This is a genomic window from Brevibacterium sp. LAARM2_SD2, from assembly GCF_057364785.1.
Window position 1 is genome coordinate 1 of sequence record NZ_JBNFOM010000012.1, and the last position, 17,208, is coordinate 17,208.

Below are 17,208 nucleotides of genomic sequence, written 5' to 3' on the forward strand. Positions count from 1 at the left end.
CCCAGGCAATGGGTCATGGTGTGGTTGTCTTACCAGAAAAAATTTTCTGGCATCACATTGTTCAAACAAACACGCTATTGGATTCTCAAACCACAAACACACACCCAACCATCACACGAAACATTTTCCGCGTGATCAACCGGGGGCATCCACAGGCTGCCCGCACTCACTTCCAACCGTGTTGTGACCCACCGCATCAAACCATTGTTTGTGCTGGTCACACCCGGTAGGGACACCCTTTGATCGTGGTGTTCCCGGTGAGGCGAACGAGATATAACTCTAGACCACTGCAGCGGGTGCCCGCAACTCATTGGCCCGGATTCGGCCTGTGACAACCGTCACCGCTGTAAACACGCGGGATGCGGGGGCTGTACCGCGGTTTATCAGATGGTGTCAGTCGTCTGCTTTGGCACTGGTCGTCGTGAAGTACGCGTAGCCGAGGAGGCTGACGGCAATGGCGGCGATGATGCTCGGCCGTGCGAGCACGGCATACGCAGCGTCGATCCACTCCCCCTGACCGGCGGCCAGCCCGATGATCTGCAGGACGACGATCGCGAACGCGAGGGTGAGGAACACAGCCATCGCCAGCGTGAAGAGCGGAAGGAGAATCGGTTTCAGTGCTGATCGCATGTCAGCCTCCTAAGGGAACAGGGATGATGCCCAACGCGATGAGCACCCCGAGGACGAAGATGGGCAGAACGTAATAGACGACAAGCGGGATGAAGGTCTTCTCCGGCTGTGCCTCCGTGAGGCCCGCCGCAACGAAGATCGATCCCGAGGCCGGAGGCGAGGCGCCCTCGGTCGAGGCGAAGACCAGGATCGCCACGACGGCGAGGAGCGGATCGACTCCGGCGGCCACCATCGAGAAGAGCGCGACCTGTCCGACGGCACTGAGAGTTGCCGACGACGACAGGGGCCGGCCACCACGACGACGAGGACGCCGATGAGGGTGACGAGCAGCCACAGAGGAAGGTTGAGCATCTCGAGCAGCGCGGTGACATCGGAGTCGAGTCCCAAGGCCGCGAGCACTTCGGAGGCCATGATGGCGAAGAAGAGGATCGCTCCGATCGTGTAGAACCGCGGCACCGAGCCGGCGAGGAAGTCCCACCACTGCCGTGGAGTCTTCGGCAGCTCCTTCCATGCGATCACAGCGCTGATGCCGATGATCAGGATGGGAATCCACATGATGAGGGAGATGTTCTCGAGGGATTCCCCGATCGAGGGGACGGATGCGAGAAGGTCCGCCAGCGGTCCGACGGTGATGAGGATCGGGATGATCGCGCCCGCGAAGACGAGCACCGAGGTCCAACCTCGGCGCAGCGACGTGGCCAGGGGAACGTGGTCCGCTCCGGTCTCTGCGCGGATGCCGTCGCGATGGACGAACCACGCGGTGAGACCGATGCGCAGGAGCACTTGGTACGACCCCGCGACGAGCAGTGCCAGATACACCTGCGAGGTCGTGACCAGGGTCCCGGCGAAGCCGATCATGATGATCATCGATGCACTGGGCGGCAGGGCGGCACCGAGGCCGGCGTTTCCGGCGATGACGGTGGCGGCTCGTTCGCGCCTCCACCCGGTGCGCACCATCCAGGGGCCGGTGATCGATCCCGATGCGGCGGCATTGCCGGTGTTCGAACCGCCGGCCAGGGCGCCCATGGCGGCTGAGGCGACAGTGTCGACGTAGGCCGGGCCTCCGGGCAGGCGCCCGAGGAGTGATGACAGGATGGCGATGAGCTTGTTCATCACCCCGGTCCGCTCGACGAAGTAGGTCATGAAGACGAACGCGACGGCGGCGAAGAGCACTTCGTTCTCAGATGCCTCGACGAAGGCGTCGGCTGCGTACTGCGGGGCGTTCGCCCCTGCGAAGAGCAGCGTGACGATGAAGCCGAGCAGCATCGCTTCGGCCATATTGCGCTTGACGACGACGTTCCAGATGACGATGACGGTGATGAAGACTGCGAGGGCGATAAGGGCGAGAGGCATCGTTGTCCTCCCCTTCTGATCAGATGACGGGACGCTGACTACGACCGGCTGACGGCCGACGCGCGGATGTCCGACTGCCGTCGCTGTTCGTCGGCGATGACAGCTCTGCCGGCCGCAAGGACCTGTTCGGCCGAGTCGGCCGGCACGACGAGGACGCCGTCAGCATCGGCGACGATGTAGTCACCGTGCCGACAGACGGCACCGGCCACGGCGATCGTCGTGCGCAGACGACCGGGCCCCGATTTGAACGGGCCGGCCGGTGAGACGCCCTTCGCCCACACGGGGAAGCCGAGGTGCGCGATCTCGTTGACGTCGCGGATCGCTCCGTCGATGATCATGCCGGCGATGCCGCGCAGCTGCGCACGTTCGGCGATGAGCTCACCGATGAGCGCTCGATTCGTCTCTCCCCCACCGGCGACGACGAGGATGTCCCCGGGGCGCGTGAGTGGAAGCGCATGATGGATGGCTTGGTTGTCCCCGGGCCGGGTGAGGACGGTGAAGGCGGGTCCTGCGATGGGCGCGCTGCTCCACATCGGCTTGATGTCGGAGTCGAGGAATCCCAGACGGTCTCCGCCGTCTCCGAGCGCCGAGGTGGGTACGGCCGCGAGTGCATCCGCCAGGCGTCCCGTTCCCTCCCTCGTCAGCTCGAGGTGGACCGAACGGGCCGCCTCCGCCATCGGCCACGGCCGTTCGCGATCGGCGAGGAGGTCGAGGCTGTCGCCCAGCTCGGCAGCGCGCCGAAGGGCATGGGTCCGCGTTCCCTTGAGCAATCGGTCGAGCGTGTCCTCTCCCTGGGCGAGCTCGCCGGCGATCTGGGCACGCACCCACTCGACCTCGCCGGTCTCCTCACCGGCGCGCATCGCTTCGGTGATGAGAGCGCCGAGACCCTTCATGAAGACGCTGCGGAGGAGCTTCCGCTGGGAGGCGTCACCGATCCGTCCCTGAATCGGCTCCGCGCGGGCGCCGATCGTCCGCAGCAGATCAGCGGCGTCGTCGGAGTGCGGCCCGGAGAGGAGGACGTGAACCTGGGCACCGTAGCGCGGGACTGAGCCGATGACCGCACCATCGACGAATCGCGCGCGGCTGCCGACCGCCTCGGCGACGTCCCGTTTCCTCAGCGGTGATGCCGCGTTGAGATCGAGGTAGACCGCGCCGTCCCGGATCGCCTCGGCGGCTTCTTCGGCGACGGCCACCGATGGCTTCGCTGTGGTCAGGCTGAGGATGAGATCGGACTCCGCGACCGCCTCGGCGACACTGCCCGCCGTCGTCACGCCCGCGGGGACGTCCACCGTGCGCGGATCGAAACCGACGACGTCATTCCCCTCCTGGACGAAGGCCTTCGCGTACAGGGATCCGGCTTCGCCGAGACCGAGAACTGCAACACGCATCGTTGCGCTCCTATCATTGAGTGATAGTATCTATCATTGTGTAGTAGGTGATGATCATTCTGCTCGGCCTCACGCGCCACGTCAAGGCCTTCGGGTCGATGCGAGTGTTCTGATTCCCTCTGCGAAGATGGATCCGGCAGCGCCGGTCATCCGAAGAACGTCATCGACAAGGGGAGGACGCACCATGGCAGCGACGAACAATCAGGGGCGCACGCTTGATCGTGCACTCGATGTTCTCGAGTGCGTGACGAGCACGCATGAGCCGATCACCCTCACGGAGATCTCGCGTGCCACCGGCCTTCATCTCGCGACTACGCAGCGTGTCATCGGTCAGCTCGTCAAGCGCGACTACCTCAGGAACACGCCTCGCGGTTACACCCTCGGCCCGCAGGTGCTGCCGATGTCGCACTCATTCGTGCTGCAGGACCGGCTTACTCTCGTCAGTCCGAGCGTGCTGTCGGCGCTGACCGACCACACCTCGCTGACGTCGTCGGTGTTCGTCCGCGTCGCCGATCGGCGCGTCCTCGTGTCCCGCGTTGAAGCACCCAACCCGTTGAGCTATCAGTTTCCCGTCGGACAGGTGCTCGGCCTGTTCGTCGGCGGCGGGAAGGTGATGCTCGCCCATGCCGATGAGGACGACCGCGAACGGCTCCTCGACAGCTACGAACCTGTGACCTTGGCGAACGGTCGCGTGCAGGATCTCAGTGCGCTGCGTGCCGATCTCGAACAGGTACGCGAGGCAGGGTACTTCCTCGCGGAGTCCGAGCGCAGTCGCGACAGCCTCAGCTCCACCGCCCCCATCTGGTCTCCCGACGACCGACTGCTGGGGACGATCAACGTCGTCGCCAACTCCGGCGACGTCGGACGGGCCGAACTCGAAGAGCACACGTCCACTCTTCTCCAAGCGAGTCGGCGGATCACCGCGCAGATGTGACCGAGCCGGCCGCATCGGCATACAAACCGGCGGCCCTGCGCACACACGAATCACGAATCTCCGCAAGCAGACTCAGCGCCGACGAGTCATCAATGACACTTGCCGTCAAAATTCGCCGGAACAGCGATCCCGACTCATAGACTTAAGCCATGACTCAGAAGGAACAGCGCGAACGACTCGGCGACAACGACCTCGATCTCGAAGACGGTCTGGTCGAGGAAGCGGCTGCCACCGTCACCGAAGGCGCCGCGCGACTCAACCGGAAACTGCCCGAGCTGATCGTCACCGGCCTCTTCGGTGGTATCGACGTGGGCCTGGGGATCATGGCGATGATCCTCGTCAAGCAGGCCACCGGGTCGGACATCCTCGCCGGCATGGCCTTCGGCATCGGACTGCTCGCACTCAAGCTGGCGCATTCCGAACTGTTCACCGAGGAGTTCCTCCTGCCGCTCAACGCCGTCCTCGCAGGCCAGGCGACCTGGCTTCAGATGGTGCGGCTGTGGGTGGTCAGCCTGGCGACCAACCTGGTGGGCGGAGTGGCTTTCGCGTGGCTGATCGTCATCGGCCTGCCCGACTACCACTCGGTGCTCATCGACACCGCGCTCGGCTACATCAATCAGTCCTCGCTCGTCGTCATGATCGCGCTCTCACTTCTCGCGGGAGCGACGATCACTCTGGCCACGCGCATGCAGCAGGGGACGACGAACCAGGTGGTCACGGCGATCGTCTGCATGGTCGCCGGCCTCCTCGTCATCGGACTGGGCATGCTCCACGGGGCGATCAACGCGATCATCATCATCGCGGCCATGCTCGCCGGCGCGGACATCTCGCTCCTGCAGTTCGTGCAGTGGTTCGTGATCGTCATCGTCTTCAATATGATCGGCGGGCTGCTCGTCATCGCACTGCCGAGGGTCGTGCGGACGCATCGGGTGCTCAGGGCGGTGCGTCGAGGCGAGATCAGCCTCGAAGAGCTCCAGGAGCAGGCCTCTTAGGAGCGGGTTCCCCGGTAGACGGGAATGAGGGCATTGCTGTCGACGATCTGCTTGCCCAAGGGCATGAGCGAGACGGGGATGAGCTTGAGGTTCGCCCACCCCAAGGGGATGCCGATGATCGAGAGGAACAGCGGGATCGACGTGACGACGTGCCCGATGGCCAGCCAGATGCCGGCGACGACGAGCCAGATGATGTTGCCGATGGTGGCGGCGATGCCGGCCGTTCCCGTGTCGACGACCTCACGACCGAATGGCCACAGCGCGTAGTTGCCGATCCGGAATGACGCGATGCCCCACGGGATGGTGACGATGAGGATGCAGCAGATGATGCCGGCGAGGTAGTAGCCGATGGCCAGCCACAGTCCGCTGAAGATCAGCCAGATGATGTTGAGCAGGGTCTTCATGGTCCACGTCTCCTTGGTCGCGAGACTCCATAGTCGTTCACCGGTGCGCGACCTCGCAATACGGTTAGCCTCAAAGCACGCCGCCGGTCTCCCAGGCGTTGTGAACGCCAGGCCAGCGTCCAGCAGCACTCCGCGTCAGCTCACAGGCGTTCGTCGCCCAGGCCGGCCAGGTCCCGGAACGACGGGAGGATGACGATCAGTGCGCCGAGCATCCCGGCGAAGAGCACCACGCCGCCCCACCCTCCTTCATCACCGTCGGCGTTGAGCGCCAGCCCGGTGAGCAGCAGCGGCACCACCGCACCGATCACCCCGAGAACGACGACGATCCGCGAGAAGGTCAGCAGCCGAGCGCTCGACTGTCCCGTCACCGCTGTCGGGAGGACGACGAGCAGGATGAGAGCGATGACGATCCCCAGACCGATGAACCCCACCAAAAGGACGGCCTCGACACCCGATGGGTCCTCGACCGGACTCGCAGAGGTGAACGGGAGCGACATCCCGTAGCCGACGGTGGTGGCCACGGACCAGGAGAGGTCGGGGCCGTTGGTCTGGCCGTCGCGGTACATCGGCACGAACGTTCCGACGATGAGCAGGACAGCGGTGATGAGGCAGTGTCCGGTGACGATGATGCGCTCGATGCGCTCGACGCGCAGGCGAAGTTCGAACACCTCGGCGGATGACGACGACCGCGCCGGTCGACTGCGCGCATCGATCGGGTCACCGGTTCCAGAACCCTCGGTCACAGTCACATCACCCCTGACGGCAGCGTCATCGTGGGCTCAGCATAACCCCACTTCCGCCGAGGCGACCGCCGCCTGACCGCTCGGACGCCGAGGTGGCATTCCGCTTCCCTTCCCGGAGTGCGACAGCGCCGCACCGCGAACGGATTCGCGGTGCGGCGCTGTCACTCGGTCAGGATTGCCGGTCGATCAGCCGACGATGTCGACGGCTCCCAGGGTCTTCTTGCCGCGGCGGAGCAGGACGACTCCCCCACCGGCGGTGTCGAGGACGTCGTCGGAGGTCAGCGTCTGATCCTCACCGGACACCTTGACGTTGTTGACGTAGGCGCCGCCGTCCTTGATCGCACGACGGGCCTCGCCCTTCGACTTGACGATGCCGGCGGTGACGAAGGCATCGGCGACGGGCAACCCGGTTCCCAGGGCGGCCGCGGGAACCTCGCCGCGCGGCAGCTCGGCCGTGGCCGCACCCAACGTCGCCGGGTCGAGAGCGGTGAGCTCTCCCCCGCCGAAGAGCGCGGCCGCCGCGGCGATCGCCTGGTCGTACTGCTCACGCCCGTGGACGAGGGTGGTGACATCCTCGGCGAGGACCTTCTGCGCCAGACGGGTGTGCGGGGCTGCTTCGAACTCCGCACCGATGGCCTCGAGCTCTTCGAGGGGACGGAACGAGAACACCTTGAGGTACTTCATGACGTCGCGGTCATCGGCGTTGAGCCAGAACTGGCTGAACGCGTACGGGCTGGTCAGCGACGCATCGAGCCACACCGTGCCCGATTCGGTCTTCCCGAACTTCGTGCCGTCGGCCTTCGTGATGAGCGGGGTCGCCATCGCGTGGACGTTGGCGGCTTCGACGCGGCGGATGAGGTCGACGCCCGAGGTGAGGTTGCCCCACTGGTCCGAGCCGCCGGTCTGCAGGGTGCAACCGTAGCGGCGGTAGAGCTCGAGGTAGTCGTTGCCCTGGAGGACCTGGTAGGAGAACTCGGTGAACGACAGGCCGCTCTCGTTCTTCAGGCGCGCGGACACGGATTCCTTCGCGAGCATCCGGTTGACCGGGAAGTGCTTGCCGATGTCGCGGAGGAAGTCGATCGCCGAGATCTCCGACGTCCAGTCGTAGTTGTTGACGACCTGGGCGGCATTCGGGCCGGTGAAGTCGAGGAAGCGCTCGACCTGGGCGCGGATCTTGCCGACCCATTCCTCGACGATCTCGCGCGGGTTGAGGGTGCGCTCCCCCGACATCCGCGGGTCGCCGATGAGGCCGGTGGCCCCGCCGACGAGCGCGAGCGGGTTGTGCCCGGCCTGCTGGAGCCTGGAGGCGGTGATGAGCTGGACGAGGTTGCCCATGTGCAGACTCGGCGCGGTCGGATCGAACCCGACGTAATAGGTCAGCGACTCCTGGTCCAGAGCTGTCTGGAGCACGGTCTCGTCGGTCGATACCGCCACGAGCCCGCGGGCTTTGAGGTCACTGAATACGTCGGTCACTTCGGTCCTTTCGCAACTGTGTGGACTTGCCGGCATCGAACCGGCAGGGTCAATTCTACGGCGTGCGCGACCCGGTTCCGTTCCCGTCCGGATCGCGATGGCCTCGCCGAGGCGGTCCGCCGTGCCGTGCGAGCGCCACCCCCTCACACGCTCCGGGGCGAATCCGCGAAGGTCCGCAAGCGGGCCACCTCGGCGCGGGCGTTCTCGAGCTGCGTCGCCACGGCCGAGCGCGCGGTTCCGCCCTTCGCATCCCGCGAGTCGATCGACCCGAGCGTGGTGAGGACCTCGCGGACCTCGGGGGTGAGGTGCTCGGAGATTCCGGCGTAGTCCTCGTTGGTGAGATCCCAGAGCTCGACGTCCCGGGATTCGGCGAGCTGCACGCACGCGCCGGAGAGCTCATGGGCGACGCGGAACGGCACGCCACGGCGGACGAGCCACTCGGCGATGTCGGTGGCGAGCGCAACCCTCGCGGCGCGAGGTACGCCATCCGTTCGATGTCGAACGTCAGCGTCGCGACCATCCCGGTGAACGCCGGCAGCAGGAGTTCGAGCGTGTCCGTGGCATCGAACACCGGCTCCTTGTCCTCCTGCAGATCCCGGTTGTACGCCAGCGGCAGCGCCTTGAGCGTGGCGAGCAGCCCGGTGAGATCGCCGATGAGCCGCCCGGCCTTGCCGCGGGTGAGCTCGGCGACATCGGGGTTCTTCTTCTGCGGCATGATCGACGACCCCGTCGAATACGCGTCGTGGAGGGTGACGAACGAGAACTCCTTCGTCGCCCACGCGATGACCTCCTCACTCAGCCGCGAGAGGTCGATGCCGATCATCGCGGTGATGAAGAGGTATTCGGCGAACACATCACGCGAGGCGGTGCCGTCGATCGAGTTCTCCACCGAATCGGCGAACCCGAGGTCCGCGGCCACCGCCTGCGGGTCGAGACCCAGCGACGACCCGGCCAGGGCACCCGACCCGTACGCGGAGACACCGGCCCGATCATCGAAGTCGACGAGTCGCTCGACATCGCGCAGCAGCGGCCACGCATGCGCGAGCAGGTGGTGGGCCAGGAGCACCGGCTGCGCATGCTGGAGATGTGTGCGCCCGGGCATCGGCGCCTCGGGGTGTGCCTCGGCCTGGGCGATGAGGACGTCGACGGTGTCGAGGACGAGGCCGGCGATCTCGCGGGCGTGATCGCGCAGGTACATCCGTCCCATCGTCGCGATCTGGTCGTTGCGCGACCGTCCGGCCCGCAGCTTCCCGCCGAGCTCGGGCCCGGCGATCTCGATGAGTCCGCGCTCGAGCGAGGAGTGGACGTCCTCGTCGGATTCCGCGGCGACGTACTCGCCCGAGGCGACCCGCCTCCCGAGCTCGTCGAGCGCCGCGATCATCCCGTCGAGCTCCTCAGCGGTGAGCAGCCCCGCACGGTGGAGGACGGCGGCGTGCGCCTTCGACCCGGCGATGTCGTACGTCGCCAGGCGCCAGTCGAAGTCCGTCGACTTGCTCAGCGCGGCCAGCGCATCCGCCGGTCCGTCCGAGAACCGTCCGCCCCACAGGCTCAGTCGTTCGCTCACTCGCAGTCCTTTCGTGCCGTCGCCACGGCGGCTCGTCCTGTGCCGTCCAGCGGCGTTACGCCCCGCCCGGTCGCGGGACACATCTTCGTTGCCATTGTCTCACCGCCACCGAGGCGGTCAGACGGTTCTACTCCCCCGCACCGCCCGCGGCGAGTTCGAGGAACGTCTCGGCCAGTGCCTGCCCGCCGACGGCGGCATCGGCGATGACGAGGACGGTGTCGTCCCCGGCGATCGTGCCGAAGATCCCCGTCATCGACGACCGGTCGATCGCCGAGGCGAGATACTGTGCCGCCCCCGGCGGGGTCCGCAGCACGACCGCATTGTCCTGCGCCGCGGCAGACACGAGCAGCTCCTCGAGCAGCCGCGGCAGCTTCGCATCGAGACTGTCTCCCGTCGACTGTTGCAGGCTGCGGTCACCGCCCTCACCGGGAACGGCGTACACGGATCCTGAGGTCGACCGGATCTTCACGGCCCCCACCTCGGCGAGGTCCCGGGACAGCGTCGCCTGGGTCACGGAGATGCCCTGCGTCGCGAGCTCATCGGCGAGCTCGATCTGCGAGTGCACGGACCGGCGGGTGATGAGGTCGATGATCTTCTGCTGCCGGGCGGTCTTCGTCAGCGGTGCCGCGGTCGGGTTCTCGCTCATCGGGACTCCGAACCGGATTCCAGGAGGAACGTCAGCAGGGCCTTCTGCGCGTGGAGGCGGTTCTCCGCTTCGTCGAAGACCGCCGAGGCGGGGCCGTCGATGACCTCCGCCGTGACCTCCTTGCCCCGGTAGGCCGGCAGACAGTGGAGGAACATCGCATCGTTGCCGGCGTTCATGAGCTCCTGCGTGACCTGGTACTTGACGAACGGGGAGTCCTCGTCGTCGCGACCGGCCGCATCCTGGCCCATCGACACCCACGTGTCGGTGATGAGGACGTCGGCACCATGGGCGGCGGCGACGGGATCGTCGGTGACGGTGAGCGATCCGCCGGTCTGTGCGGCCAGGGCGGTCGCCTCGGCGATGATCGCCTCATCGGGCTGGTGGCCGGTGGGGGCGGCGATGCGCACGTGCATGCCGGCGTTGACCCCGCCGAGGGCGTACGAGTTCGCCATGTTGTTCGCGCCGTCGCCGAAGTAGGCCATCGTCAGACCGGCGAGCTGCCCGCGCCGTTCGCGGATGGTGAGGAGGTCGGCGAGGATCTGGCACGGGTGGAAGTCATCGGAGAGCGCGTTGATGACCGGCACGGTCGAGTGCTCGGCCATCTCCTCGAGCCCGGCCTGGGCGTACGTGCGCCAGATGATCGCCGAGACCATCCGCGCCATGACCTGCGCGGTGTCGGCGATCGACTCCTTGTGCCCGAGCTGCGCCTCACCGGGGTTGATGATGAGCGGCTGCCCGCCGAGCGCGGCGATGCCGGCGGCGAACGACACGCGGGTCCGCGTGGAGGTCTTGTCGAAGATCACCGCGGCCGTCTGCGGGCCTTCCAGCGGGGTGCGCGAGTAGGGCGCGGCCTTGAGCTCGGCGGCGAGATCGAGGACGTGCGTGAGCTCGGCCGGGCTGAGGTCGGTGTCCTTGAGGAAATGGCGGGTCATGGTGGTCCTAGTCAGAGTCGATGGCGTCAAGTGGGCGGTCGGGGTGCGCCGAGGTGGTTTCGCCTGCTCAGTCCTCGGGTCGGAGGAGGCCGGGCAGGGCGGTGAGGAACGGGGCGATCTCCTCGTGCGTGATCGTCAACGGCGGGGCCAGGCGCAGACGGTCGGGCGTGACGGGGTTGACGATGAACCCGGCCTCGAGCGCGCGGGCGGCGACGGCCTTCGCGTCGGGATGCTCACCGGAGAGTTTTACGCCGAGGAGGAGCCCGGCACCGCTCACCGCGCTGACCCCGGGGACCTGTTCGAGTTCCGCAGTCAGCTGGTCGCCGAGGCGGCGGGCATGGTCGAGCAGTCCCTCGGTCTCGATGGTCGTGAGGACGGCGAGCGCGGCGGCGCACGCGATGGGGTTGCCGCCGAACGTCGTCCCGTGCTGGCCGGGACTGAGCAGCGCGGTGTTCGCCTCGCCGACGGTGATCGACGCACCGATCGGCATGCCGCCGCCCAGACCCTTCGCCGAGGTGATGATGTCGGGGACGACGCCCTCGCCGATCGCCGGATCCTGGTGGGCGAACCACGACCCGGTCCGGCCGACGCCCGTCTGGACCTCGTCGAGGACGAGCAGGGCCCCGGCTTTTGTCGTCAGGTCACGGGCCGCGCGCAGGTATCCGGCGGGGTGCCGGCGCACACCGACCTCCCCTTGGATGGGTTCGACGAACACGGCGGCGGTCGTGTCGTTGACCGCGGCGGCGAGCGCGTCGACGTCGCCGTAGGGTACGTGGACGACACCGGGGACGCCGGGGGCGAAGGGTTCGCGGTACGCGGCCTTCGCGGTGAGGGCGAGCGCGCCCATCGTCCGGCCGTGGAAGGCGCGTCGACGGCGATGATGATCGGCCGTCCCCCGCCACCGGCCCGACGGGCCATCTTCAGGGCCGCCTCGTTCGCCTCGGCGCCGGAGTTCGAGAGGAACACCGCGGACCCCTCGGGCAGGTCGAGGATCTCGTGGATCTTCTCAGCGAGCGCGATCTGCGGAGGCGAGGTGAAGAAGTTCGAGATGTGGCCGAGCGTCGCCGCCTGCTCACTCACTGCCTTGACCCACGCGGGGTGGCAGTGGCCGAGCGCATTGACGGCGATGCCGGCGAGCAGGTCGAGGTACTGCTTGCCCGCGGCGTCCCAGACGTAGGAGCCCTGCCCGCGGACGAGGTCGAGCTGCGGGCTTCCGAAGACGGGTGAGAGGACGCGGGAGAAGTCCTCGCGCCACGTGGCGGCGGAGTCGCTGGTGCCGGCTGCGGTTGTCGGTTCGGTCATGCGTTCGCCTCTTCGTCATCAGCCGCCTCGGTGGCACGATCGACCCCACCGTCACCGGCACCATCAACCCCAGCGTCGCCGGCGAACCCGCGATGTCCGTCGCCGAGAGGGGCGGGTTCGACGACGCCGTTCTCGACCATCGTTCCGATGCCCTCGGAGGTGAAGACCTCGAGGAGAAGCGAATGCGCCATCCGGCCGTCGATGATGTGGGCCTGCTTGACACCGTGCTCGATCGCCTCGAGAGCTGCGGTCATCTTCGGGATCATCCCCGCGTCGAGGCTCGGCAGCAGCTCCCGGAGCCGGTCGGGGCCGATGCGGGAGATCAGACTCGACGTGTCGGGCCAGTTCGCGTAGAGGCCGGGCACGTCGGTGAGCATGATGAGCTTCTCCGCCCCGAGGGCCTTGGCCACCGAGGAGGCGGCGAGGTCGGCGTTGACGTTGAGCGGTTTGCCGGCCTCTCCCCCGATCTCGGAGGCGATCGAGCAGATGACGGGCACCCGTCCGGCGTCGAGGAGTTCGCCGAGCACGGTCGTGTTGACCTGGGCGATCTCGCCCACCCGGCCGAGGTCGACGGTCTGTCCGTCCACCTCGGCGACGGTCTTGTGCGCGAGCAGGAGGTCGGCGTCCTCACCGGAGAGGCCGATCGCGGCGTTGCCGTTCATGTTGATGCGGGAGACGATCTCCCGGTTGACCTGGCCGGCCAGCACCATGCGGATGACCTCGGCGGCTTCCTCGCTCGTCACCCGCTGCCCCGCCTTGAACTCGCTCTCGATGCCGAGGCGGGCGAGCATCGAGGTGATCTGCGGGCCGCCGCCGTGGACGACGACGGGGCGGATCCCGGCGAAGCGGAGGAAGGCGATGTCGTCGGCGAAGGACTGCTGGAGCTCTGGGGAGATCATCGCGTTGCCGCCGTACTTGATGACGATCGTCGCCCCGGCGAAGGTCTTGATCCACGGCAGCGCCTCGGTCAGCGCTTCGGCCTTGACCTGGGCGGCGGCGAGCCGGGCAGCGGTGGATTTCGTGGAGAAGTCGGGCTGGGTGCTCATGTGGAGTAGGCGCTGTTCTCTTCGACGTAGTCATGGGTGAGGTCGGAGGTCCAGATGGTGGCTTCGCTGTCACCGGCGTGGAGGTCGATGACGACGTCGACCTCACGGCCGAAGGTCACATCGGCGGGGTCGGCGTAGGGTCCGGAGGCGCGGCAGACTTCCGTGCCGTTGATCGTCACGTCGATGGCCGTGGGGTCGAAGTCCGCCGAGGTGGTCCCCACCTGGGCGACGACGCGACCCCAGTTGGGGTCCTCCCCGAAGATCGCGGCCTTGAAGAGGTTCGACCGGCCCACCGCCCGGGAGACGGTGACGGCGTCGTCGATGGAGGCCGCACCCCGGGTGGTGATCGCGATGTCGTGGTGGGCGCCTTCGGCGTCGACGTGGAGCTGGCGCATGAGGTCGAGGCAGAGCTCACCGAGGAGGCCCTCGAATTCGCCCGTGTCGACGGTCGTGTCTGCGGCACCGGAGCTCATGAGGATGACGGTGTCGTTCGTCGACATGCACCCGTCGGTGTCGAGGCGGTCGAAGCTGACGTGGGTGGCCGTGCGCAGGGCCGCGTCGAGGGTGGGCTGGTCGAGCGGGGCGTCGGTGGTGAGGACGACGAGCATCGTCGCCAGGCCCGGGGCGAGCATGCCCGCGCCCTTGGCCATCCCGCCGATCGTGTAGCCCGAACCCTCGCGGGTTGCGGTCTTCGCGACGGTGTCGGTCGTCATGATCGCCTCGGCGGCATCCTGTCCTCCGGTCACGGAGTCCTCTGCGGCGGCGACGAGCTGCGGGAGGTGGTCGAGGATGCCGGCGCGGAACTCCTCTCCCCCGACGCCGATGAGCCCGGTCGAGCAGATGAGGATCTCATCGACCTGTGTCGGGGTGCCGGAGTCGGTGAGGAGGGTCGCGGTCTCCTCGGCGGTGAGCTGGGTGGTCGCGAACCCGTAGTCGCCGGTGTAGCAGTTCGCGCCTCCGGAGTTGAGGACGACGGCGCGGGCGTGGCCGGTGGCGGAGACCTGCCGGGACCAGATGACGGGGTTGGCCTGGCAGCGGTTCGACGTGTAGACGGCGGCGACGGTGGTCGCGGGACCGTTGTTGACGACGAGCGCGAGGTCCTTCGTTCCGCTGGGTTTGAGTCCGGCGGTGAGGCCTGCTGCGGTGAAGCCGAGCGGTGCGGTCACGCTCATGGGGCGACTCCTTCCAAGGGCAGGTGGGTGGTCTCCTCGAGGCCGAGGGCCAGGTGGATCGCTTGGAGCGCTTGGCCGGCGGTGCCGCGGACGAGGTTGTCCAGCGCCACGACGACGAGGACCTTCTCGGCCCGGGCGTCATAGGTGTACTGGATCTGGGCGACGTTCGAGCCGGTGGTCGCCGCGGTGCGCGGCCATTGGCCCTCTGGCAGGACGCGGACGAAGGGTTCGTCGGCGTAGGCGTCGGCGAACGCGCTGGTGAGCTGGGCGGTCAGCGCCTCTGCGTCGATGGTGCCGTCGGCGGACCGGGGTGCCTCCTCCGAGGGGTCGGCGGTCAGGGTCGCGAGGATTCCGCGGGACATCGGCACGAGGGTCGGGGTGAAGGAGATCCGCACCGGTCCGTCGGAGGGGTCGGCGCCGAGGACGCCGTTGAGGTTCTGTTCGATCTCGGGGACGTGGCGGTGGGTGCCGCCGGTGCCGTAGGGGCTGGCGTCGCCGAGGATCTCGGCGGCGGTGAGGTGGGGCTTGAGTGCTTTGCCGGCGCCGGAGACACCATTGGCGAGGACGGCGTTCAGCCCTGTCGGGGCGATGAGTCCGGTGGCGATGAGCGGCGCGAGGCCGAGGGTGACGGCGGTGACGTTGCAGCCGGGGACGGCGATGCGGTTCGTCTCGGTCAGCTGGGTGCGCTGCTTCTTACCGTCGGCGAGCAGGAGTTCGGGGAGGCCGTAGGTCCAGGTGCCCTGGTGGGCGGAGTGGTAGAAGGCCTCCCACGCTTCGGGACTGATGAGACGGTGGTCGGCGGCAAGGTCTACGATCAGGGTATCGGGGCTGGTCTCGGCCAGTTCCGCGGCGATCGCCCCGGATTTGCCGTGAGGCAGAGCGAGGACGACGACATCGTGGCCGGCGAGCACCTCGGCGGTCGAGTCTTCGATGACGAAGTCCGCATACCTGGGAAGGTGGGGCTGGTGTCGGCCGAGCAGCTCCCCGACCGAGGAGTGACCGCACACGGTGGTCACGGTGAGGTGGGGGTGGGTGCTGAGCAGGCGGAGGACTTCCCCGCCTGCGTAGCCGGTGGCGCCGGAGACGGCGACCGTGAGAGCGTTCATATGAATAACCATACAGCATCAGTAAATAATATGCAGGAGGCGTGATGACCCAGGCAGTACGTGCGATGCAGGCCGGTGGACCCGAGGTGCTCGAGGTCGGTGAGATCGAGACGCCGAGGCCGGGGCCGGGCGAGGTGCTCGTCGACGTCGAGGCGGCGGGGGTGAACTTCATCGACACGTACCGGCGGTCGGGGGTCTATCCGATGGACTACCCGCATGTCGTCGGCGTCGAGGGCACGGGTCACATCGCCGAGGTGGGCGATGGGGTCGAGACGTACAAGGTCGGCGATCGGGTGGCGTGGCACGAGGGACCGGGGTCGTATGCGACGCAGGTCGTCGTGAAGGCGGACAATCTCCTCACTGTTCCGGAGACCGTGAGCGCCGAGGTGGCAGCGGCGATGCCGTTGCAGGGTCTGACGGCGCAGTACCTGGCGACGACGTCGCATGCGATCAAGCCGGGTGATACGGCGCTCGTTCATGCCGGGGCCGGTGGGGTCGGGCTCATCCTCACGCAGATCATCAAGCATCTGGGCGGCAATGTCATCTCGACGGTGAGCACCGAGGAGAAGGCGGAGCTGTCCCGCAAGGCCGGAGCCGATGAGGTGTTCCTCTACGGTCCGGATGTCGATGTCGCGGCGAAGGTGCGCTCGCTCACCGAGGGTGAGGGCGTCGAGGTGGCCTATGACGGGGTCGGCAAGGACACGTTCGACGGCTCGTTGGCGTCGCTCAAGCCCTTGGGGTCGATGGTGCTCTTCGGCGGGGCGTCGGGTCAGGTGCCGCCGTTCGACATCCAGCGGCTCAACTCGTCCGGCGGCATCTTCCTCTCCCGGCCGTCGCTGGCGTGGATGGTCGCGACTCCGGAGGCGCTGGCGAAGCGGTGGGCGATGGTCTCGAGCGGAGTCGAGAAGGGCTGGCTCGATTTCCGCATCGGCGAGACCTTCCCGCTGGCTGAAGCCGCTGAGGCACATCGGGCGCTCGAGGGACGGAAGACGACGGGGAAGGTTGTGCTCAAGGCATGAATTGAGAGCCGATCGCTGGGCTGTGCCGCGTGGGTCGCGCACCAGGGCCCAGCGGTCGGCTGACTCTTCTGGCCGAAAGTCGGCGCTGAAAATGGCCAAGAAGTCACGTCGAAAATATCTGTGCAGGTAGAACCGCGGATTCCAGCCGACTCGTTGGTATCTTGGGCCTATGTATGACGAGTCGGTCCGCAAGGAAGTGCGCGAGTTCGTTACCGAGCGCGAGTGGCAGCAGTTCCATACGCCGGAGAATCTGGCGAAGAGTGTCAGCATTGAGGCTGGCGAACTCCTCGAGTGCTTTCAGTGGGGCGGCGCCGACCTCACGTCGGCGAAAGACGAACTGGCGGATGTGCTGACTTATTGCCTGCTGCTCGCAGACCGACTGGGCGTGGATCCCGACACTATCGTTCTCGAGAAGCTCGCGACAACCCGCGAGAAGTACCCCGTCGAGAAGTCACGCGGCCGGAGCGAGAAGTATGACCAGCTTTAAGCTCGAACGCTTCCCGT

General features: G+C 67.2%; 14 protein-coding genes and 3 pseudogenes. 4 read left to right on the forward strand and 13 right to left on the reverse strand.

Going from position 1 to position 17,208, the window contains the following annotated elements; genetic code table 11:
- Window positions 1-393: 393 nt before the first annotated feature.
- From AC2W7K_RS09220 to AC2W7K_RS09230, 3 genes and pseudogenes are all read right to left on the reverse strand, one after another.
- Window positions 394-630, reverse strand: coding sequence for a hypothetical protein (locus AC2W7K_RS09220; RefSeq protein ID WP_198499056.1), 237 nt, complete (start codon window positions 628-630; stop codon window positions 394-396).
- Window position 631: 1 nt separating this feature from the next.
- A pseudogene (locus AC2W7K_RS09225) lies at window positions 632-1,983 on the reverse strand (TRAP transporter large permease subunit).
- A gap of 38 nt (window positions 1,984-2,021) precedes the next feature.
- Entirely contained in the window at window positions 2,022-3,371 is a 1,350-nt protein-coding gene (locus tag AC2W7K_RS09230; protein WP_198499058.1) for an RraA family protein, read from the reverse strand.
- Window positions 3,372-3,555: 184 nt separating this feature from the next.
- Here AC2W7K_RS09230 and AC2W7K_RS09235 point away from each other — a divergent pair, with 184 nt between their 5' ends.
- Together AC2W7K_RS09235 and AC2W7K_RS09240 are read left to right on the forward strand one after the other, a co-directional pair.
- Window positions 3,556-4,305: an IclR family transcriptional regulator gene (locus AC2W7K_RS09235; RefSeq protein WP_198499059.1), complete on the forward strand. Its 750-nt coding sequence runs from the start codon at window positions 3,556-3,558 to the stop codon at window positions 4,303-4,305.
- A 149-nt stretch (window positions 4,306-4,454) separates the two neighbouring features.
- Window positions 4,455-5,297 (forward strand): formate/nitrite transporter family protein, encoded by an 843-nt coding sequence (locus tag AC2W7K_RS09240; protein WP_198499060.1) that lies wholly within the window; start codon window positions 4,455-4,457, stop codon window positions 5,295-5,297.
- Here AC2W7K_RS09240 and AC2W7K_RS09245 read toward each other — a convergent pair.
- From AC2W7K_RS09245 to argC, 10 genes and pseudogenes are all read right to left on the reverse strand, one after another.
- Entirely contained in the window at window positions 5,294-5,701 is a 408-nt protein-coding gene (locus AC2W7K_RS09245) for a YccF domain-containing protein (protein WP_198499061.1), read from the reverse strand. The genes AC2W7K_RS09240 and AC2W7K_RS09245 overlap by 4 nt on opposite strands.
- Window positions 5,702-5,841: 140 nt before the next feature.
- Window positions 5,842-6,444 carry a hypothetical protein gene (locus AC2W7K_RS09250; RefSeq protein ID WP_198499062.1) on the reverse strand — a complete coding sequence of 201 codons (603 nt, stop codon included), beginning with the start codon at window positions 6,442-6,444 and terminating at the stop codon, window positions 5,842-5,844.
- 186 nt (window positions 6,445-6,630) lie between these two features.
- Window positions 6,631-7,917, reverse strand: a complete 1,287-nt coding sequence (tyrS, locus tag AC2W7K_RS09255) for a tyrosine--tRNA ligase (RefSeq protein ID WP_198499063.1) — start codon at window positions 7,915-7,917, stop codon at window positions 6,631-6,633.
- A gap of 143 nt (window positions 7,918-8,060) precedes the next feature.
- Window positions 8,061-9,481 (reverse strand): annotated as a pseudogene (gene argH / locus AC2W7K_RS09260) (argininosuccinate lyase).
- A 127-nt stretch (window positions 9,482-9,608) separates the two neighbouring features.
- Window positions 9,609-10,127 carry an arginine repressor gene (locus AC2W7K_RS09265; RefSeq protein WP_486006034.1) on the reverse strand — a complete coding sequence of 173 codons (519 nt, stop codon included), beginning with the start codon at window positions 10,125-10,127 and terminating at the stop codon, window positions 9,609-9,611.
- A complete protein-coding gene (argF, locus tag AC2W7K_RS09270) occupies window positions 10,124-11,059 on the reverse strand; it encodes an ornithine carbamoyltransferase (RefSeq protein WP_486006035.1) in 936 nt (311 codons plus the stop codon). The genes AC2W7K_RS09265 and argF overlap by 4 nt, the downstream gene beginning before the upstream one ends.
- A gap of 67 nt (window positions 11,060-11,126) precedes the next feature.
- A pseudogene (locus AC2W7K_RS09275) lies at window positions 11,127-12,361 on the reverse strand (acetylornithine transaminase).
- Window positions 12,358-13,407 (reverse strand): acetylglutamate kinase, encoded by a 1,050-nt coding sequence (gene argB / locus AC2W7K_RS09280; protein ID WP_486006036.1) that lies wholly within the window; start codon window positions 13,405-13,407, stop codon window positions 12,358-12,360. The pseudogene AC2W7K_RS09275 and the gene argB overlap by 4 nt, the downstream one beginning before the upstream one ends.
- Window positions 13,404-14,579: a bifunctional glutamate N-acetyltransferase/amino-acid acetyltransferase ArgJ gene (gene argJ, locus AC2W7K_RS09285; protein ID WP_486006037.1), complete on the reverse strand. Its 1,176-nt coding sequence runs from the start codon at window positions 14,577-14,579 to the stop codon at window positions 13,404-13,406. Before argJ ends, argB begins: the two co-directional genes overlap by 4 nt.
- Entirely contained in the window at window positions 14,576-15,685 is a 1,110-nt protein-coding gene (gene argC, locus AC2W7K_RS09290; protein ID WP_486006038.1) for an N-acetyl-gamma-glutamyl-phosphate reductase, read from the reverse strand. Before argC ends, argJ begins: the two co-directional genes overlap by 4 nt.
- Window positions 15,686-15,729: 44 nt before the next feature.
- On the opposite strand from argC, the gene AC2W7K_RS09295 reads away from it, so the two are divergent.
- Window positions 15,730-16,704 (forward strand): quinone oxidoreductase family protein, encoded by a 975-nt coding sequence (locus AC2W7K_RS09295; protein WP_486006039.1) that lies wholly within the window; start codon window positions 15,730-15,732, stop codon window positions 16,702-16,704.
- Between the two features lie 169 nt (window positions 16,705-16,873).
- The gene (locus AC2W7K_RS09300; RefSeq protein ID WP_486006040.1) at window positions 16,874-17,191 is read left to right on the forward strand and encodes a nucleotide pyrophosphohydrolase; all 318 of its coding nucleotides are present in this window, start codon (window positions 16,874-16,876) and stop codon (window positions 17,189-17,191) included.
- Window positions 17,192-17,208 lie beyond the last annotated feature (17 nt).

Coding starts and splice junctions, on each gene's coding strand:
- AC2W7K_RS09265 (WP_486006034.1), bottom strand. CDS start 10,127: ATGAGCGAGAACCCGACCGCGGCACCGCTGACGAAGACCGCCCGGCAG.
- argJ (WP_486006037.1), bottom strand. CDS start 14,579: ATGAGCGTGACCGCACCGCTCGGCTTCACCGCAGCAGGCCTCACCGCC.
- argB (WP_486006036.1), bottom strand. CDS start 13,407: ATGAGCACCCAGCCCGACTTCTCCACGAAATCCACCGCTGCCCGGCTC.
- argC (WP_486006038.1), bottom strand. CDS start 15,685: ATGAACGCTCTCACGGTCGCCGTCTCCGGCGCCACCGGCTACGCAGGC.
- AC2W7K_RS09230 (WP_198499058.1), bottom strand. CDS start 3,371: ATGCGTGTTGCAGTTCTCGGTCTCGGCGAAGCCGGATCCCTGTACGCG.
- AC2W7K_RS09240 (WP_198499060.1), top strand. CDS start 4,455: ATGACTCAGAAGGAACAGCGCGAACGACTCGGCGACAACGACCTCGAT.
- AC2W7K_RS09235 (WP_198499059.1), top strand. CDS start 3,556: ATGGCAGCGACGAACAATCAGGGGCGCACGCTTGATCGTGCACTCGAT.
- AC2W7K_RS09295 (WP_486006039.1), top strand. CDS start 15,730: ATGACCCAGGCAGTACGTGCGATGCAGGCCGGTGGACCCGAGGTGCTC.
- argF (WP_486006035.1), bottom strand. CDS start 11,059: ATGACCCGCCATTTCCTCAAGGACACCGACCTCAGCCCGGCCGAGCTC.
- AC2W7K_RS09245 (WP_198499061.1), bottom strand. CDS start 5,701: ATGAAGACCCTGCTCAACATCATCTGGCTGATCTTCAGCGGACTGTGG.
- AC2W7K_RS09220 (WP_198499056.1), bottom strand. CDS start 630: ATGCGATCAGCACTGAAACCGATTCTCCTTCCGCTCTTCACGCTGGCG.
- AC2W7K_RS09300 (WP_486006040.1), top strand. CDS start 16,874: ATGTATGACGAGTCGGTCCGCAAGGAAGTGCGCGAGTTCGTTACCGAG.